General features: G+C 69.6%; 14 protein-coding genes. 9 read left to right on the top strand and 5 right to left on the bottom strand.

The features are described from left to right. Positions 1-31 precede the first annotated feature (31 nt). Positions 32-886 (top strand): LLM class flavin-dependent oxidoreductase, encoded by an 855-nt coding sequence (locus tag AB0M01_RS38790; protein ID WP_363677770.1) that lies wholly within the window; start codon positions 32-34, stop codon positions 884-886. Here AB0M01_RS38790 and AB0M01_RS38795 read toward each other — a convergent pair. Together AB0M01_RS38795 and AB0M01_RS38800 are read right to left on the bottom strand one after the other, a co-directional pair. Further along, positions 883-1,377: a DUF6328 family protein gene (locus AB0M01_RS38795; RefSeq protein ID WP_363677772.1), complete on the bottom strand. Its 495-nt coding sequence runs from the start codon at positions 1,375-1,377 to the stop codon at positions 883-885. The two genes, AB0M01_RS38790 and AB0M01_RS38795, sit on opposite strands and share 4 nt — an antisense overlap. A 138-nt stretch (positions 1,378-1,515) precedes the next feature. Then, complete coding sequence (locus AB0M01_RS38800; RefSeq protein ID WP_012921273.1) at positions 1,516-1,719, bottom strand: cold-shock protein; 204 nt, start codon at positions 1,717-1,719, stop codon at positions 1,516-1,518. Between the two features lie 484 nt (positions 1,720-2,203). Between AB0M01_RS38800 and AB0M01_RS38805 the strand changes: the two genes are divergently transcribed. Further along, positions 2,204-2,464, top strand: coding sequence for a protealysin inhibitor emfourin (locus AB0M01_RS38805; protein ID WP_363677774.1), 261 nt, complete (start codon positions 2,204-2,206; stop codon positions 2,462-2,464). 39 nt (positions 2,465-2,503) lie between these two features. Here the strand turns inward: AB0M01_RS38805 and AB0M01_RS38810 are convergent, their stop codons facing one another. Together AB0M01_RS38810 and AB0M01_RS38815 are read right to left on the bottom strand one after the other, a co-directional pair. Further along, positions 2,504-4,129, bottom strand: a complete 1,626-nt coding sequence (locus AB0M01_RS38810; protein WP_363677775.1) for a beta-N-acetylhexosaminidase — start codon at positions 4,127-4,129, stop codon at positions 2,504-2,506. A 59-nt stretch (positions 4,130-4,188) separates the two neighbouring features. Continuing rightward, positions 4,189-4,959 (bottom strand): fructosamine kinase family protein, encoded by a 771-nt coding sequence (locus tag AB0M01_RS38815; protein WP_363677777.1) that lies wholly within the window; start codon positions 4,957-4,959, stop codon positions 4,189-4,191. 164 nt (positions 4,960-5,123) lie between these two features. On the opposite strand from AB0M01_RS38815, the gene AB0M01_RS38820 reads away from it, so the two are divergent. From AB0M01_RS38820 to AB0M01_RS38850, 7 genes are all read left to right on the top strand, one after another. Then, positions 5,124-5,540, top strand: coding sequence for a VOC family protein (locus tag AB0M01_RS38820; protein WP_363677778.1), 417 nt, complete (start codon positions 5,124-5,126; stop codon positions 5,538-5,540). Between the two features lie 111 nt (positions 5,541-5,651). Continuing rightward, positions 5,652-6,365 (top strand): ABC transporter ATP-binding protein, encoded by a 714-nt coding sequence (locus AB0M01_RS38825; protein ID WP_363677779.1) that lies wholly within the window; start codon positions 5,652-5,654, stop codon positions 6,363-6,365. Then, positions 6,362-7,084, top strand: coding sequence for an ABC transporter permease (locus tag AB0M01_RS38830; protein WP_363677780.1), 723 nt, complete (start codon positions 6,362-6,364; stop codon positions 7,082-7,084). The genes AB0M01_RS38825 and AB0M01_RS38830 overlap by 4 nt, the downstream gene beginning before the upstream one ends. After that, positions 7,081-8,259: a sensor histidine kinase gene (locus AB0M01_RS38835; RefSeq protein ID WP_363677781.1), complete on the top strand. Its 1,179-nt coding sequence runs from the start codon at positions 7,081-7,083 to the stop codon at positions 8,257-8,259. Before AB0M01_RS38830 ends, AB0M01_RS38835 begins: the two co-directional genes overlap by 4 nt. After that, positions 8,256-8,882 carry a response regulator transcription factor gene (locus AB0M01_RS38840; RefSeq protein WP_363677783.1) on the top strand — a complete coding sequence of 209 codons (627 nt, stop codon included), beginning with the start codon at positions 8,256-8,258 and terminating at the stop codon, positions 8,880-8,882. The genes AB0M01_RS38835 and AB0M01_RS38840 overlap by 4 nt, the downstream gene beginning before the upstream one ends. Before the next feature lie 137 nt (positions 8,883-9,019). Further along, a complete protein-coding gene (locus tag AB0M01_RS38845) occupies positions 9,020-11,284 on the top strand; it encodes a discoidin domain-containing protein (RefSeq protein WP_363677784.1) in 2,265 nt (754 codons plus the stop codon). Between the two features lie 61 nt (positions 11,285-11,345). Next, positions 11,346-12,158 (top strand): alpha/beta hydrolase, encoded by an 813-nt coding sequence (locus AB0M01_RS38850; RefSeq protein WP_363677785.1) that lies wholly within the window; start codon positions 11,346-11,348, stop codon positions 12,156-12,158. On the opposite strand, the gene hrpA is transcribed toward AB0M01_RS38850, so the two are convergent. Further along, positions 12,155-16,066: an ATP-dependent RNA helicase HrpA gene (gene hrpA / locus AB0M01_RS38855; RefSeq protein WP_363677786.1), complete on the bottom strand. Its 3,912-nt coding sequence runs from the start codon at positions 16,064-16,066 to the stop codon at positions 12,155-12,157. The two genes, AB0M01_RS38850 and hrpA, sit on opposite strands and share 4 nt — an antisense overlap. Positions 16,067-16,183: the final 117 nt, after the last annotated feature.

The raw sequence follows: 16,183 nt of genomic DNA on the forward strand, positions 1-16,183 counted from the left end.
ATCGTGGAGAAATGCAACTATCGTGGTCGGTATGCGATGCGGAATCACGATCCTGCCCGAGTACCGGTGGAGCGAGGCGGCACCGAAGTGGCGGGCCGCCGAGGAGCTCGGGTTCGACCACGTCTGGACCTACGACCACCTGACCTGGGGCGGCCTGCAGGACTCGCCGTGGTACGGCACGATGCCGACGCTGACCGCCGCCGCGCTGGTCACCTCGACTGTGAGACTCGGCACGTTCGTCACCTCGCCGAACTTCCGGCACCCGCTCGCGCTGACCCGCGAGATCCTCGCCCTGGACGACATCTCGAACGGCCGCTTCATCTGTGGCATCGGCGCGGGAGGCGGCATCGACACCACCATCCTCGGCGGCGAGGACCTGACGCCGCGGCAGAAGGTCGACCGGCTGACCGAGTTCACCGAGCTGCTCGACAAGCTGCTCACCACCGACCGCGTGGACCACCAGGGCGAGTACTTCGAGACCCGCAACGGCCGCACGCTGCCTGGTTGCGTCCAGCAACCACGCGTCCCGTTCGTGATGGCCGCGAACGGCCCGCGCTCGCTGCGCCTCGCGGTCAAGTACGGCACCGGCTGGGTCACCACCGGCGGCAAGGCCGACGACCTGGACACCTGGTGGACGACGGTCGCCGACCTCAGCCACCGGCTGGACGACGTACTGGAAGGCCGTCCGTTCGACCGCTACCTGTCGCTGGACTCGAAGGCCTACGCGCTGTCCAGCGCCGACTCCTTCGCTGACGCCGTCGGCCGCGCCGAGACACTCGGCTTCACCGACGTCATCACCCACTGGCCGCGCGCCGAGGGCGTGTACGCCGGCACCGAGGCCGCCCTGGAGAAGGTCGCGACCGAGGTCCTCCCGCGCTTCCGCTAGTCGTTCTTGCTGGCCCGGCGGACGTACGCCGGAAGCGCGTACCAGAACGCCAGGAACCAGGCGAGCACGACCGCGACCACGATGATCGCGACGGTCCGGTTGAGTACCACGTCGAGGGCGAGCAGGACGCCGCCGCACATCGCGGCGATCAGGAAGACGAGGCCGGCGCTGGCCAGGTGGTGCGCGATCGGGACCAGCCGGTCGCGCAGCCGCTGCTGGAAGACGATCCGGTGGAACGAGACCGGGGCCAGGAACAGCGCGACCGCCAGCGCGGCCGCGACGAGCGTCGCGGCGTACACGTCGTGGGTGAAGGCGTCGGCGTCCTGGAAGCGGTCCTGGAAGGCGATGCTGAGCAGGAACGCGAACAGGATCTGCGTTCCGGTCTGGGCCAGCCGGAGCTCCTGGAGCAGCTCGTTCCAGTGCCGGTCGAGGCGTTCGCCCTTGTCCTCGTCGTCGCGGGTGTAGTTACCGGGCCGGTCCTGCTCGGTCATCGGTCTCCTCAGGGGATCGTGCTGTGCCCGAACTGGTACCCGGCCTCAATCGCCCCGCAACGGCGAACGGGCCGCCCACCCGGAGGTGGACGGCCCGTTCGGTTTTTGCCGTGCTGAAGAGCTGATCAGATCCGGGGATCAGATCGGGCGGATGTTCTCCGCCTGCAGGCCCTTCTGGCCCTGGGTGATCTCGAACTCGACGCGCTGGTTCTCGTCCAGCGAGCGGAAGCCCGAGGTCTGGATGGCCGAGTAGTGCGCGAACACGTCCGCGCCACCGTCATCCGGGGTGATGAAGCCGAAGCCCTTGTCAGCGTTGAACCACTTGACAGTACCGACAGCCATTTGTGTCTATCTCCTTGATGGCTTGTAACAAACCGCGACCCACACCTCATGAGCCACGTGTCGCCGAAAGGCCCCAGATAGACAGAACCGGCCATGCAGCACAGCGAAAGTCAATGGGAGTCCAAAACTGCAACGCGACAACTGTAGCCGATCTGGGGCCCCGTGGAAGGGGTGACCACGAACACGTGTCGCGTAAAGTTGCCGCCCGCCACGCTCGGTGACCGGGCCCTGACGGGCGCGACAGGGGCCCGGCGGGCCGGACCGGAACCGCCCGCAGACAACGAAACCCCCGGCGACCTGCTGATTCGTCCCCGGCCCGGCCGCTGTGAGCGTTTCCAGCCGGGGACAAGGTAGGACAGCACTTCCTGTACGCCGGGTGATGGCCTTTTCGGCGGCGCGGAATGCCTCGGCGTGTCGCGCGAAGCTGGACAGAACTCGGCGGGTTCGGGAAGGTTTGGGCAGACCACGACCCGGGGAGTATTCGGTGTTTCTCACAGTCAGCCGCAGTGGTGGATTCGCCGGACTGACCGCCGGCGGCGAGCTCGACACCGCCACCGAGCCCGATGCCGAGCGGCTGGAGGCGGTCGCCGTACGGCTGGTCGAGCAGCCACCGGGCACCGGACGGCCGCAGCCCGACCGGTACGTGTACCGGCTGGAGATCGATGGCGCCGCCGTGGTCGTCGCTGAGCAGGATCTGGACGCCGACGCCGCGTGGCTGTTCGACAGAGTGCTCGGAAACGACTGAGGCCCCGGAGAGCGCGCTCTCCGGGGCCTCGTCAGCCGGTCACCGCCAGGCGATCTCCGGCGCCCGGTAGAAGTTCACGCTGAGCGTGTCCCACAGCGAGCCCTGACCGGCCAGCCGGTCGGTGTACGCCGTCCAGTCCAGCGCCGACGCCGGCGACCAGCCCAGCTCCGCGATCCCCGGCAGCCGCGGGAACGCCATGTACTCGAGCTTGTCGACGTCGTCGAGCGTCTCGGTCCACAGCGGCGCCTCGACGCCCGCGATCGAACCCTCCGGCAGGTTCGGGATCAGCGTCGACGGGTTCCAGTCGTACGACTGCCGCAGGCTGACCAGCCCGGCCCAGTCCTGGCCCCATGGCGTGCTGTCGTCGTACTTCATGTCCATGTAGGCCCGGTTCGCCGGCGACATCACGACCTGCGCGCCCTGCGCGGCCGCCTTGCGGGCGAGCTCGCGGGAGCGGTTGTCGTCGGTGCCCCAGTACTGCGCGATGCTGCCCGGCGGCAGCGGCGTCTCGGCGATCTCCTGCCAGCCCATCACGCGCTTGTTCTGCTTGGTGACCAGAGCGGACGCCTTCGGCACGAAGGTGAGGTAGTCCGAGTGCGGCGTCGAGTGCGCCTCGTCTCCGCCCAGGTGCAGCACGCTGCCCGGGTTCTGCTCGGCGACCTCGCGGAACACGTCGTCCAGGAAGTCGTAGGTGATGTCCTTGCCGACGCACAGCGAGCTGAAGCCGACCTCGGTGCCGGTGTAGAGCGGGGGAGCGACGCCGTCGCAGTTCAGTTCGGCGTACGACGCCAGGGCCGCGTTGGTGTGACCAGGGGTGTCGATCTCGGGGATGACCTCCATGAAGTGGTCGTTGGCGTACTGGACGAGCTGGGCGTACTCCGCCTTGCTGTACGAGCCGCCGGGCGTCCCGGTGGTCTCCAGGCTGCCGCCGTACGTCGTGAGCCGTGGCCAGCTGTCCACCTGGATCCGCCAGCCCTGGTCGTCGGACAGGTGCAGGTGGAGCTTGTTGAGCTTGTAGAGCGAGGCTAGGTCGATGTAGCGCTTCACCTCCGCGACGGAGAAGAAGTGCCGGGACACGTCGAGCATTGCGCCGCGGTAGCCGTACCGGGGCGTGTCGGAGATCGCGGTACCGCTGATGCGCCACGGACCGGTCTGGCGGGTCTTCGACTCCGCCTTGGCGGGCAGCAGCTGGCGCAGCGTGGTCACGCCACGGAACAGGCCCTCCGGTGTGGCCGCGACGATGCTCAGCTGCGAGCGGTCCGCGCGCAGCTGGTAGCCCTCGGCGCCGAGCGAGGCCGGGCCGTTGGTGGACAGCTTCACGTCGACCAGACCCGGTACCGCCGGGATGATCGGCAGCGGGTAGCCGGTGGAGCGCCGGAGCTGGCTGGTGAGTCCGTCAGCGACCTTCTTGGCCGCACGGCTCTCCTTGGCGCTCGTCTCGAGGCCCACCAGGCTCCAGGGCTGCAGGGCGAAGCTCTGGCCGGGCAGCGCCTGCTGCTTGGCGGGCTTGGGGATCAGCGACGGACCAGTGCTCGCAGCGGGCTGCTGCTGGACGGTCGGCTCGGCTGAGGCGGGTGAGGTGGCTAGGAGTGGGGACGCCAGCAGGGCGGCTGCGGCGAGACCGGCCAGGGTGACCTGACGACTGGGGCGGGCGAGTCGTGTCATGACCGGAAGTGTTCGTCTGCTCACAGCCCGAGTCAAGGGCCTTCCGACAACTCCTTGCGTTAGTAGTGGTGGGCGACGGCCAGGGCGCGGGGGAGGTAGGCGGCGCCGAACATCACCAGATGGGTCAGCAACGGGTGGAGGCGGTGGAGGGCGACGCGGTCGCGCCAGCCGTTGCTGAGCGGGTGCGCCTCGTCGTACGCGCGCAGGACGCGCTCCAGCTGCGGCATGCCGAACAGGCCGAGCATGGCGAGGTCTGTCTCGCGGTGGCCGCCGTGGGCGGCCGGGTCGATCAGGTGGACGCCGTCGGCGCACCAGACGACGTTGCCGGACCACAGGTCGCCGTGCAGGCGGCTGGGGCGTTCCGACGGGTCGTCGTACGCGCCGGCCTCCAGCTTGCTGCAGAGGCGTTCGAACACCTTCAGGTGATCGGTGTCGAGCGTCCCGGCGTCGTACGCCGTCCGCAGGTACGGGCGGAGCCGCAGGTTGGCGTAGAACGCACCCCAGGTGTCCAGCGGGCGCAGGCTGTGTGGCAGCTCGATGGTGCCAATGAAGCCGTCGGTGTCCCAGCCGTCGGGCGGTACGCCGTACCAGCGGGCGCCGGCGTCGTGCGTGACGGCCAGCAGCCGGCCGAACTCGTCAGCAGCCGCACCGGTCGGCGGCACGGTGTCCAGGTGCGGTGTGGTCATGCTGGTCGCCGTCACCTCCAGCGGCGGCACCACAGGCACGCCAGCGGGTACGGCGAGCCAGCGAAGCCCGGCGGCCTCGACGCTGAAGAACCCCGGGGGAGCGTCCAGCCGGTGCTTGACGAACGTGGCGGGCGGCACGGTCATGGGCGCACTCTGCCAGGTCCGCGTCACGCGGAGCGAGCCGCGGATCTGTCTGACCTGTCAACTGTGCGTGTCGAAAGGTGCGCAGTGGGCCAGTGACCTGTCATGGTGTTCCGGGCCTTCTGACTCCGACGGGCCCAACTCCTGACATGGAAGCTGGAGGACAGATGACGCAGGTGGCAGAGCAGCCGGGCAGTACCGCCGGGCGGCTCGGCTCGGTGGTGCTGGACTGCCCGGACCCGCTCGAGCTCGCCCGGTTCTACTCGACGCTGTTCGGTCTGGAGATCGACGAGCACGGTGACGACGACTGGCGCAGCCTCAGCGGCCCCGGTTCGACGCTCGGCTTCTCGTCGCTCGCCTTCCGGCGCTCCGAGGACTACGTCCCGGCGACCTGGCCGGGCACCGACTCCCTCGAGCTTCACCTCGACCTGATCGTCGAGGACCTGTCCAGCGGTCACGCGGCCGTGGTCGCCCTCGGCGCCGAGCCGCTCGACCCCGTCGACGCCCCGCCCGCCGAGAACGCCCGCGGCTGGCGCGTCTACGCCGACCCGGCCGGGCACCCGTTCCGGATCTGCCTGGAGTAGGCGACCCGCAGCACCCGGAAGGCCGGCTTTCCCCGTGGGGAGGCCGGCCTTCTGCCGTCGGTCCACCGATCGGTTGATGTCCGGCGCGCACCCGGACGGGAGCCTCGAACCATGACAGTGATCGAGGTGGACGGGCTCAGGAAGAACTACCGGACAAGGGCCGCGGTCGACGGGATCTCGCTGCGCGTCGAGCGCGGCCAGATCGTCGGGATCGCCGGCGCCAACGGAGCGGGCAAGACGACGCTGGTCGAGTGCCTGTCGGGGCTGCGGCGGCGCGACGGCGGTGAGCTGCGGGTGCTCGGGATGGACCCGTGGACGCAGCGCCGCGCGCTGCAGCAGCGGATCGGCGTACAGCTGCAGGAATCGGCGCTCCCCGACGCCCTGCGGGTCGGCGAGGCGTTCCGTCTGTACGCCGGGCTGTACGACCGCGGCGACTGGCGCACGGTGATGACCGACTGGGAGCTGGCCGACAAGCAGCGGATGCGGTTCGGCAACCTGTCGGGCGGGTGGAAGCAGCGGCTGTTCGTCGCGCTCGCGCTGGTCGGTGACCCGGAGGTGGTGTTCCTCGACGAGCTGACCACCGGGCTCGACCCGGTGGCCCGGCGTACGACGTGGACGATGCTGCGCAAGCTGCGCGAGCGCGGGCTGACGGTGGTGCTGGTGACGCACTTCATGGACGAGGCCGAGGCGCTGTGCGACCGCGTCGTCGTGGTCGGCGGCGGCCGGGTGATCGCCTCCGGTACGCCGGCGGAGCTGGTCGCGCAGACCGGGACGGATTCGCTGGAGAGCGCGTACTTGGCGATCTCCGAGACGGAGCTGTCGTGAAGGGGCTGGCGCGGGTCATCGGTGTCGAGCTCCGGCTGATCATCCGCGATCCGTCCTCGGCGTTCTTCGCACTGGCCTTCCCGGCGGTGCTGCTCTGGGTGAAGATGCGCAGCGCCGGCACGTTGCCGAGCGGCGTCCGCGACATCGACGCGAACGTCCCGATGCTGAGCATCTTCGTGATCGGCCTGGCCGCGCTGGTGGTGCTGCCGAGCACGATCGCGCAGTACCGGGAACGCGGGATCCTGAAGAGGCTGCGGGCAACACCGGCCGCACCTGGTCTACTGCTGGCTGGTCAGTGGGTCGCGCACCTGCTGCTCGCCGTTCTCGGTACGGCGGTGCTGGTCCTGATCGGCGCGCTCGCGTTCGAGCTGGCGGCGCCTGCGAATGCGCTGAAGGTGTTACTGGCTTGGATTCTGGCCGCGAGCAGCCTGGGTGCGATCGGGCTGCTGATCGGCGCGCTCGTCCCGAACCACCGCAGCGCGACGCTGCTCGGCCTCGCGCTGTTCTTCCCGATGGTGTTCGTGTCGGGCGCGATGGTTCCGCGCGAGCTGACCTCGGGCACGTTGCGCACGGTCGGCGACTGGACCCCGATGGCTCCGGCCGTCGAAACGATCCGCGCAGCGTGGTCCGGAACGCCACTGTCCGCCACTACCCTGATCGTCATGGCGGCCATCACCGTTGCAGCAACCGCCGTCGCGGCCCGGTGCTTCCGCGCATGAACGACGCTGTTCGGGTCCCAGCCTGGGAGCGCGCTCTCCCGGCGTTCCCGTACTTGTTCCTGCTGCTGCCCGCGACCTTCGCGCTGATCAGCGAGTGGCGTCCCGCGGTGCTGCTGGTGAGCCTGCTCGCACTGGTCTGGATGGCGATGCTGTACCGGCCGGAGCGGCAGCTGCTCATCCGCGTCGGCTACCTGGTCGGCATGCTCGTGATGCTCGCGTTCCTGGTCCACGCGGACTCGGTGTTCTCCGTGACCGGCGTCGGGATCTTCCTGCAGGCGTTCGCGCTCCTGCCCGGGAGGCTCGCGTACGCCGGGGTGGCGGCGACTGCCGCCGTACTGGTGCTGGCGCGGCCGCGGGCGGGGGAGTCTGCTGGCGATCTGATCGTGTCGTTCCTCGTCGCGGTGCTGATCGCCTCGGCGACCGGGGTGCTGTTCACCGCGATCGTGAACGAGTCGGAGCAGCGGCGGAAACTGATCGCCGAGCTGCAACGGACCAGCACAGAGCTCGCGGCGCTCGCCGAGCAGAACGCGGAACTGCAGGCCCGGCTGCTGACCAGTGCGCGGGAGGCCGGCGTACTGGGGGAGCGGCAGCGGATGGCGCGCGAGATCCACGACACGATCGCGCAGGGATTGACCGGCATCGTCACCCAGGCCGAGGCTGCGGAGGACGACCCCGGGTCGGCGGGCGCGCGGCTGACAGCGATCGGCGGGCTGGCCCGGGAGAGCCTGGCCGAGGCGCGACGGTCGATCCACGCCCTCCGGCCAGGCCCGCTGCACGACGCCGACCTCGCGTCGGCGCTGGAGAAGCTCGTGCGCGAGAGGTCGGGAGCAGCCGCCGAGCTGACCGTCACCGGAGACCCGCTCGCGCTGCACCCCGAGGTGGAGGCCACGCTGCTTCGCGTCGCCCAAGAAGCCCTCACCAACATCACCAAGCACGCCGAGGCCACGCAGGTGGTGGTGACGCTGTCGTACCTCGATGACGTAGTAGCCCTCGACATCCACGACAGCGGCGCTGGTTTCGTTCCAGGTACTGGTGGTGGCTTCGGCTTGATCGCCATGCGCCAGCGAGTGACTCGGCTGGCCGGCACTCTCGCCGTCGAGTCCACCCCGGGGCGCGGCACTGCGATCTCGGCAACGGTTCCAGCGATCCCGCTGGCGGACGGAACCGGCGAATGATCCGGCTCGTGATCGTCGACGACCACCCGATCGTCCGCGACGGGCTGCGCGGCATCTTCGACGCCGACCCCGCCTTCGAGGTCGTCGGCGAAGCAAGCGACGGCGCCGAGGCGCTCGTCGTCGCGGCCCGCCACCGGCCGGACGTCGTACTGCTCGACCTCCGCATGCCCGGCCTCAGCGGCGCCGATCTCATCCGTGCGCTCAAAGCCCAGCAGCCGGCGCCCGCGGTCCTCGTCCTGACGACGTTCGACGACGACGCCGAGGTACTCGCCGCGATCGACGAGGGCGCGACCGGCTACCTGCTGAAGGACACCCCGCGCGCCGAGCTCCGGCGAGCGGTGGAGGCGACGGCCCGCGGAGAGAGCGTGCTCTCGCCCACGGTCGCCCAGACCCTCACTCGCCGTTCGACCACACCGCAGCACCAGAAGCTGAGCCCCCGCGAGCTCGAGGTCCTCGCCCTGGTCGCCCGCGGAACCACCAACCGCGAGGTCGCCGACCACCTGTTCGTCACCGAGGCCACGGTGAAGACCCACCTGATCCACATCTACGCCAAGCTCGGCGCCAAGGACCGAGCCGCCGCCGTCGCCATCGCCTTCGAACGAGGCCTCCTCGGTCGCCGCTGAGCCCCATCACCGCCGACCCACCGCAAGTTCCGGAACCGCGCTCGGGGAACGTTCCCTTGACACCGAACCGGAGCGGGCTCACTCTCTCAGAGAGCGCTCTCTCACCCGCCCTGTTCACCGTCTGATTGGTCTCGCCCATGTCCTTCAGCACGCGCGCTCCGGTGCCCTCGCACCGGTCCCCGGCGGTTCTCCGCCGCTCTCTGGCTCTCGCGTCCGCAGGTCTTCTCCTGGCCGCCGCGCTCGTCGTCTCTGGTGAGGCCGACGCCGCGTCCGCCCAGCAGGACGCAGCTTGCGGTACGGCGAACATCGCCCAGGGCCGCCCGGCCACCGCCTCCTCCACCGAGAACGGCGGCGTCCCGGCCGCGGCCGCCGTCGACGGCAACCCGGGAACGCGCTGGGGGAGCGCTTTCTCCGATCCGCAGTGGCTGCAGATCGATCTCGGGTCGAGCCAGCCGATCTGCCAGGTCGCGCTGACCTGGGAGACGGCGTACGGCAAGGCCTTCCGGGTCGAGGCCTCCGACAACGCCGCCAACTGGTCGCAGCTCTACGCGACCACGACCGGCACCGGCGGCACCCAGACCCTCGACGTCAACGGCGCCGGCCGCTACCTGCGGATCACCGGCACCCAGCGCGCGACCGGCTACGGCTACTCGCTGTGGGAGGTCGCCGTCCGCACCACCGACGGAGGCACCGGTCCCGTGGTCCCGCCGACCGACCCGCGCAACCCCGACTTCGGCCCGAACGTCTCGGTCTTCAGCCCGAGCACCCCGCAGGCCGAGATGCAGAACCGGCTGAACCAGATCGCCGCCGAGATGCACACCAACCAGTTCGGCACCCAGCGGTACGCCGCCCTCTGGAAGCCCGGCACGTACACCGCCGACGTGAACCTCGGCTTCTACACCCAGGTCGCCGGCCTCGGTCTGTCCCCGGACGACGTCAACCTCAACGGCCACGTCCGCGTCGAGGCCGACTGGCTCCAGCAGGGTGACAACCCGAACAACAAGGGCAACGCCACCCAGAACTTCTGGCGCTCCGCCGAGAACCTCGCCGTCACCACGCCGCCCGGCCAGATCGAGCGCTGGGCGGTCTCGCAGGCGGCGCCGTACCGGCGGATGCATCTCAAGGGCGCGCCCGAGATCCAGCTCTGGAACGGTGGCGACGGCTGGGCCAGCGGCGGCCTGTTCGCCGACACCAAGATCGACGGCCGAGTCGTCTCGGGCTCGCAGCAGCAGTGGCTGAGCCGCAACTCCGAGTTCGGCAACGGCTGGGCCGGCTCGGTCTGGAACATGGTCTTCGTCGGCGTCAACGGCGCCCCGCCGCAGAACTTCCCGAACCCGTCGCACACGGTGGTCGGCCAGACGCCGCAGGTCCGGGAGAAGCCCTTCCTGTACTTCGGTGCCGACGGCAACTACAAGGTCTTCGTCCCGGCGCTGCGCAGCAACACCTCCGGTACCAGCTGGGCAGCCGGCCCGGCCGCCGGTACGTCGATCAGCCTGGCTGACTTCTACGTCGTCAAGCCCGGCGCCCCGGTCGCCACGATCAACGCCGCGCTCGACCAGGGCAAGCACCTGCTCTTCACGCCCGGCATCTACCACCTCAACGACGCGATCCGCGTCACCAAGCCGAACACCGTCGTCCTCGGCCTCGGCCTGGCCACGCTGATCCCCGACACCGGCCAGGCGGCGATCACCGTCGCCGACGTCGACGGCGTGAAGCTCGCCGGCTTCCTGGTCGACGCCGGCCCGGTCAACTCGCCGGTCCTGATCCAGGTCGGCCAGCCCGGCGCGAACGCCAACCACGCCGCGAACCCGACCTCCCTGCACGACGTCTACGCCCGGATCGGCGGCGCGCACGTCGGCAAGGCCACGGTCAGCGTGCAGGTGAACAGCAACAACGTGATCGGCGACCACCTCTGGCTGTGGCGCGGCGACCACGGCGACGGCATCGGCTGGGACGTCAACACCGCCGCCAACGGTCTCGTCGTCAACGGCAACAACGTGACCATGTACGGGCTGTTCGTCGAGCACTACCAGCAGTACGAGGTGCTCTGGAACGGCAACAACGGCCGCACGTACTTCTTCCAGAACGAGTTCCCGTACGACGTACCGAACCAGGCCGGCTGGTCCAGCGGCGGCGGCACGCAGGGCTGGGCGGCGTACAAGGTCGCCAACGGCGTCAGCAACCACGAGGCGTGGGGCGTCGGCAGCTACTCGTTCTTCAACACCAACCCGTCGATCGTCGCCTCCCGCTCCTTCGAGGTCCCGGACACGGCCGGAGTGCGATTCCACGGCCTGGTCTCGGTCTCGCTGGGTGGTGTCGGCACGATCAGCAACGTCATCAACAACACCGGCGGTACGGCGAACGCAGCGACGCAACAGCGCTACGTGACCAACTACCCGTAACCCTTGCGGTGGGCCCCTGGTAGCCAATACTGGGGGCCCACCGACCCAAGGGGAGACGAACGTGAAGACCGGTTACGCGCCCGTGAACGGCCTGGAGATGTACTACGAGATCCACGGCGAGGGCGGCACGCCGCTGCTCCTGCTGCACGGCGGACTGTTCAACATCGACCTCCAGTTCGGCGAGCTGCTGCCGAAGCTGGCCGAGACCCGCCAGGTGATCGCGGCCGACTTCCAGGCGCACGGCCGGACCAACGACATCGACCGGCTGCTGACCTGCCCGAACCTCGCCTCCGACGTGATCGGCCTGCTGGAGCACCTCGGCATCGAGCAGGTCGACGTGTTCGGCTTCAGCGTCGGCGCCGGGGTCGCGCAGCACCTGGTGATCGACCACCCGGCGCTGATCCGCAAGGCGATCATCTCCTCGGCGTCGTTCCAGAAGGACGGCGACCGCCCGGAGAACGCCGCGGTCGGCGAGATGAAGGTGGAGATGATCGCCGGGACGCCGATGGAGGCCGACTACCTGGCCAAGTCGCCGCACCCCGACCTGGAGCACCTGCAGGCCCTGCTCGACAAGCTCGGCACCTTCAACGAGGGTGTGCCGGAGTGGACCGACGAGCAGATCAGCAGCATCAGTGTCCCGACGCTGATCACTGTCGGAGACAACGACGGCTTCAAGCTCGAGCACGCGGTCAAGGTCTACCAGCTCCTCGGCGGCGACGTGAACGCCGACTTCGTGGGCCTGCCGGTCCACCAGCTCGCGGTGATCCCGGGCAGCACCCACTTCTTCGGCCTGGCCCGCACCGAGCTGTTCCGCGAGCTGGTCACCGGCTTCCTCGACGCCGCGGCGCCGGAGCCGCCGGTCGCAGCAGGCTAGGCCGCCGCCAGCGCCTTCCGGATCCGCTTGTCGGACACCGGGTACGGCGTACCGATGGTCTGCGCGAACAGACTGATCCGGAGCTCCTCCAGCATCCAGCGCACCTCGAGGAGCTCCGGACTCGGGTACTTCCCGGCCGGTACGGCGCGCAGCCGCGCCTGGTACTCCTCGGTGAGCAGCTGCACGACCGCCATCCCGGACCGGTCCCGCATCGCGTTCGCGGCGACCTTGTCGAGGCGCTGCTCGATCCCGCGCAGGTAGCGGATCAGGTCCGGCAGCCGCTGCGCGCCGGTCTCGGTGATGAACCCGCGGTGCACGAGCCCCTCCAGCTGACCCCGTACGTCGGACAGCGCGGCCAGCAGCGCCGGGCTCGACGACCGCGAGATCTGCTTGTCGACTGTCCGCGCGTGCGCGAGCACCTGCTCGACCTGCTGCAGGATCGTCAGCACGGTGTCGGCCAGATCGGACCGTACGGCGTCGCGCAGGATCGAGAACGCGGTCAGGTTCCAGGCCGGGCCACCGGCCGCCGCCATCAGCTGGTCGATCGCCGCGGAGATCGCGTCGTCGAGCAGGTCGCCGACGCTGCGGTGCGGACCGGCCAGCAGCGTCATCTTCTGCTGGTTGGTCAGGTTCTTCTGCACGACGTCGACCACCGACGGCATCGTCAGCAGGAGCAGCTTGCGCGTCCCGGCCCACATCGCGGCGGCCTGGTCGCGCTCGGTCTCCTGCAGCCGGACGGCGACTGTCTTGCCCTCGTCGACCAGCGCCGGGTACCCGGCGACGGTCAGCCCGGCGCGGTGCTCGGAGAAGCTGCGCGGCAGGTCGCCGATCGTCCAGTCGGTCAGGCCGGCGCGCTCCAGCCCACTGACCGCCTTCGACGCGACCTTCGAGATCGCCGCCGTCGTCTTCGGCTTCAACCGCTCCTTCAGCCGGGCCAGATCCTTGCCCTCGGCCACGGTCTTGCCCTGGTCGTCGACCACCCGGAACGTCATCCGCAGGTGCTCGGGCACCCGGCTCCAGTCCCAGTCGGACTCGTCGATCTGGACGTCGCGCAGGTTGCGCAGCTCGCGCTCCAGCGCGTCGGTCAGCGGACCGGACGCCGGGTCGAGGTGCGGGAGCACCTGCCGGGCGTGGTCCGGAGCCGGCACGATGTTGCGCCTGATGGCCTTGGGCAACGACTTGATCAGGGTCGTGACGAGCTCCTCGCGGAAGCCCGGGACGCTCCACTCGAACCCGTCGGCGGTGACCTGGTTGAGCACCAGCAACGGTAGGTGCACGGTGACACCGTCCGCGTCGGTGCCCGGCTCGAAGGCGTAGGTCAGGTCGAAGGTCATCCCGTGCTGCGACCAGGTGAGCGGGAACTCCTCCTCGCGGACCTCGGCGCCCTCGCGGACCACCAGCGACCGCTCGAAGTCGAGCAGGTCGGCGTCGCGCTGCCGGGCCTTCTTCCACCAGGTGTCGAAGTGCCGGCCGGTGACGACCTCCGGGCCGAGGCGTTCGTCGTAGAAGGCGAACAGCGTCTCGTCGTCGACCCGCAGGTCGCGGCGCCGGGTGCGCTCCTCGAGTTCCTCGACCTCTTCGAGCAGCTTGCGGTTGGCGTGGAAGAACTTGTGGTGGGTGTCCCAGTCACCTTCGACCAGCGCGTTGCGGATGAACAGCTCGCGGGACACCTCGGGGTCGACCTTGCCGTAGTTCACCTTGCGGCGGGCAACGATCGGTACGCCGTACAGGGTGACCTTCTCGTAGGCCATCACGGCGCCGGCCTTGCGCTCCCAGTGCGGCTCGGAGTAACTGCGCTTGATCAGGTGCTGGGCGATGTCCTCGGCCCACTCGGGCTCGATCTTGGCGTTGACGCGCGCCCAGAGCCGCGAGGTCTCGACCAGCTCCGCGGCCATCACGAACTGCGGCGGCTTCTTGAACAGACCGGAGCCGGGGAAGATCGCGAACTTGGTGCCGCGGGCACCGAGGTACTGGTGCTGGTTGGCCGGGTCCTTCATGCCGAGGTGCGAGAGCAGGCCGGACATCAGCGAGACGTGCACGCTCTGCGGGTCGGCCGGCTCGCCGGAGTTCAGCGTGACGCCGATCTGGGAGGCGACCTGGCGGAGCTGGGCGAAGATGTCCTGCCACTCGCGGACGCGCAGGTAGTTCAGGTACTCGCTGCGGCACATCCGGCGGAACTGGTTGCCGGACAGCTCCTTCTGCTGCTTCTTGAGGTAGCCCCAGAGGTTGAGGTAACCGAGGAAGTCGCTGTTCGGGTCGCGGAAACGCGCGTGCGACTGGGTGGCCTGGGCCTCGGCGTCGGTCGGCCGCTCGCGCGGGTCCTGGATCGACAGCGCGGCCGCGATCACCATCACCTCGCGCACGCACGCGTGCTTGTCCGCCTCGACGATCATCCGGGCCAGCCGCGGGTCGAGCGGGATCTGCGCGAGCTGCCGGCCGATCGGGGTCAGCCGGCGATGTCGCTCACTGGCCTTCGCGGCCTCGATCGCGCCCAGCTCGGTGAGCAGCTGCAGGCCGTCGGTGATGCTGCGCTTGTCCGGCTCGTCGATGAACGGGAACGCGGCGATGTCGCCGAGCCCGATCGACGTCATCTGCAGGATGACCGAGGCCAGGTTGGTGCGCAGGATCTCGGGGTCGGTGAACTCCGGGCGAGCCTCGAAGTGCTCCTCGGAGTACAGCCGGATCGCGATGCCGTCGCTGGTCCGGCCCGAGCGGCCCTTGCGCTGGTTGGCGCTGGCCTGGCTGATCGCCTCGATCGGCAGGTGCTGCACCTTGGTGCGATGGCTGTACCGCGAGATGCGCGCCGTACCGGGGTCGATCACGTACTTGATGCCGGGGACGGTCAGCGAGGTCTCGGCGACGTTCGTCGCGAGCACGATCCGGCGGCTGCTGCTGTGCGGCTGGAAGACCCGGTGCTGCTCGGCGTTCGACAGCCGGGCGTACAGGGGGAGGACCTCGACCGACTGGCCCGGGCGACCGCGCTGGGCGGCGAACTTGTCGTTCAGCGCGTCGGCGGTGTCGCGGATCTCGCGCTCACCGCTGAGGAAGACGAGGATGTCGCCCGGGGCCTCGACGGACAGCTCGTCGACGGCGTCGAGGATCGCCTGCGTCTGGTCGCGGTCGATCGTGCTCGGATCGTCCGGGTCGTTCACCGGGCGGTAGCGGACCTCGACCGGGTACGTCCGGCCGGAGACCTCGACGATCGGCGCGGGCTCGCCGTGGGCGTCGGAGAAGTGCTCGGCGAACCGCTCGGGATCGATGGTCGCCGAGGTGATGATCACCTTGAGATCGGGCCGGCGGGGGAGCAGCTGTTTGAGGTAACCCAGGATGAAGTCGATGTTCAGGCTGCGCTCGTGCGCCTCGTCGATGATCAGCGTGTCGTACCGGCTCAGGTCGCGGTCACGCTGCAGCTCGTTGAGCAGGATGCCGTCGGTCATCAGCTTCACCAGCGAGCGGTCGCTCACCTTGTCGGTGAACCGCACGGCGTACCCGATGGTGTCGCCCAGCTCGGTCCCGAGCTCCTCGGCGATCCGCTCCGCGACGGTCCTGGCCGCGAGCCGGCGCGGCTGGGTGTGCCCGATCAGCCCCTGAACACCGCGCCCCAGCTCCAGACAGATCTTCGGAATCTGAGTGGTCTTCCCGGACCCGGTCTCACCCGCGATCACGACGACCTGATGGTCCTTGATCGCCTGAGCGATCTCGTCCTTCAGCTGACTGACCGGCAGCTCTTCCGGATAAGTGATCTCCGGTACGGCGCTCCGCCGCTGCTCCACGCGCCGCTCAGCCTGCTCGATCGCGCCGAGCATTCCTTGCAGCGCCTGCGCCCGCTTCTCGGGCTCGCGGGTGGTCCGCACCCGCTCGAGCCGGCGCCCGAGCTGCTCGCGGTCGTGAACGGTCAGCTGCTCCAACCGGGGGAGGAGGTCGGCGACGGAAGCTGGAGCTGCGGGTCTCGCCGAGCACGTACCCGTTGCGGGAGAACGACGGCTTGCCCGCCGTACAGTGCCCGGCGGTCAGGAAGATCCGGC

This window comes from Kribbella sp. NPDC051770, from assembly GCF_040681455.1.
Lineage (GTDB): Bacteria > Actinomycetota > Actinomycetes > Propionibacteriales > Kribbellaceae > Kribbella.

What these genes read in the sequence shown, in the direction of transcription:
- AB0M01_RS38790 (WP_363677770.1), top strand. Translation starts at nt 32, where the DNA reads ATGCGATGCGGAATCACGATCCTGCCCGAGTACCGGTGGAGCGAGGCG.
- AB0M01_RS38795 (WP_363677772.1), bottom strand. Translation starts at nt 1,377, where the DNA reads ATGACCGAGCAGGACCGGCCCGGTAACTACACCCGCGACGACGAGGAC.
- AB0M01_RS38800 (WP_012921273.1), bottom strand. Translation starts at nt 1,719, where the DNA reads ATGGCTGTCGGTACTGTCAAGTGGTTCAACGCTGACAAGGGCTTCGGC.
- AB0M01_RS38810 (WP_363677775.1), bottom strand. Translation starts at nt 4,129, where the DNA reads ATGACACGACTCGCCCGCCCCAGTCGTCAGGTCACCCTGGCCGGTCTC.
- AB0M01_RS38815 (WP_363677777.1), bottom strand. Translation starts at nt 4,959, where the DNA reads ATGACCGTGCCGCCCGCCACGTTCGTCAAGCACCGGCTGGACGCTCCC.
- AB0M01_RS38820 (WP_363677778.1), top strand. Translation starts at nt 5,124, where the DNA reads ATGACGCAGGTGGCAGAGCAGCCGGGCAGTACCGCCGGGCGGCTCGGC.
- AB0M01_RS38825 (WP_363677779.1), top strand. Translation starts at nt 5,652, where the DNA reads ATGACAGTGATCGAGGTGGACGGGCTCAGGAAGAACTACCGGACAAGG.
- AB0M01_RS38835 (WP_363677781.1), top strand. Translation starts at nt 7,081, where the DNA reads ATGAACGACGCTGTTCGGGTCCCAGCCTGGGAGCGCGCTCTCCCGGCG.
- AB0M01_RS38840 (WP_363677783.1), top strand. Translation starts at nt 8,256, where the DNA reads ATGATCCGGCTCGTGATCGTCGACGACCACCCGATCGTCCGCGACGGG.
- AB0M01_RS38845 (WP_363677784.1), top strand. Translation starts at nt 9,020, where the DNA reads ATGTCCTTCAGCACGCGCGCTCCGGTGCCCTCGCACCGGTCCCCGGCG.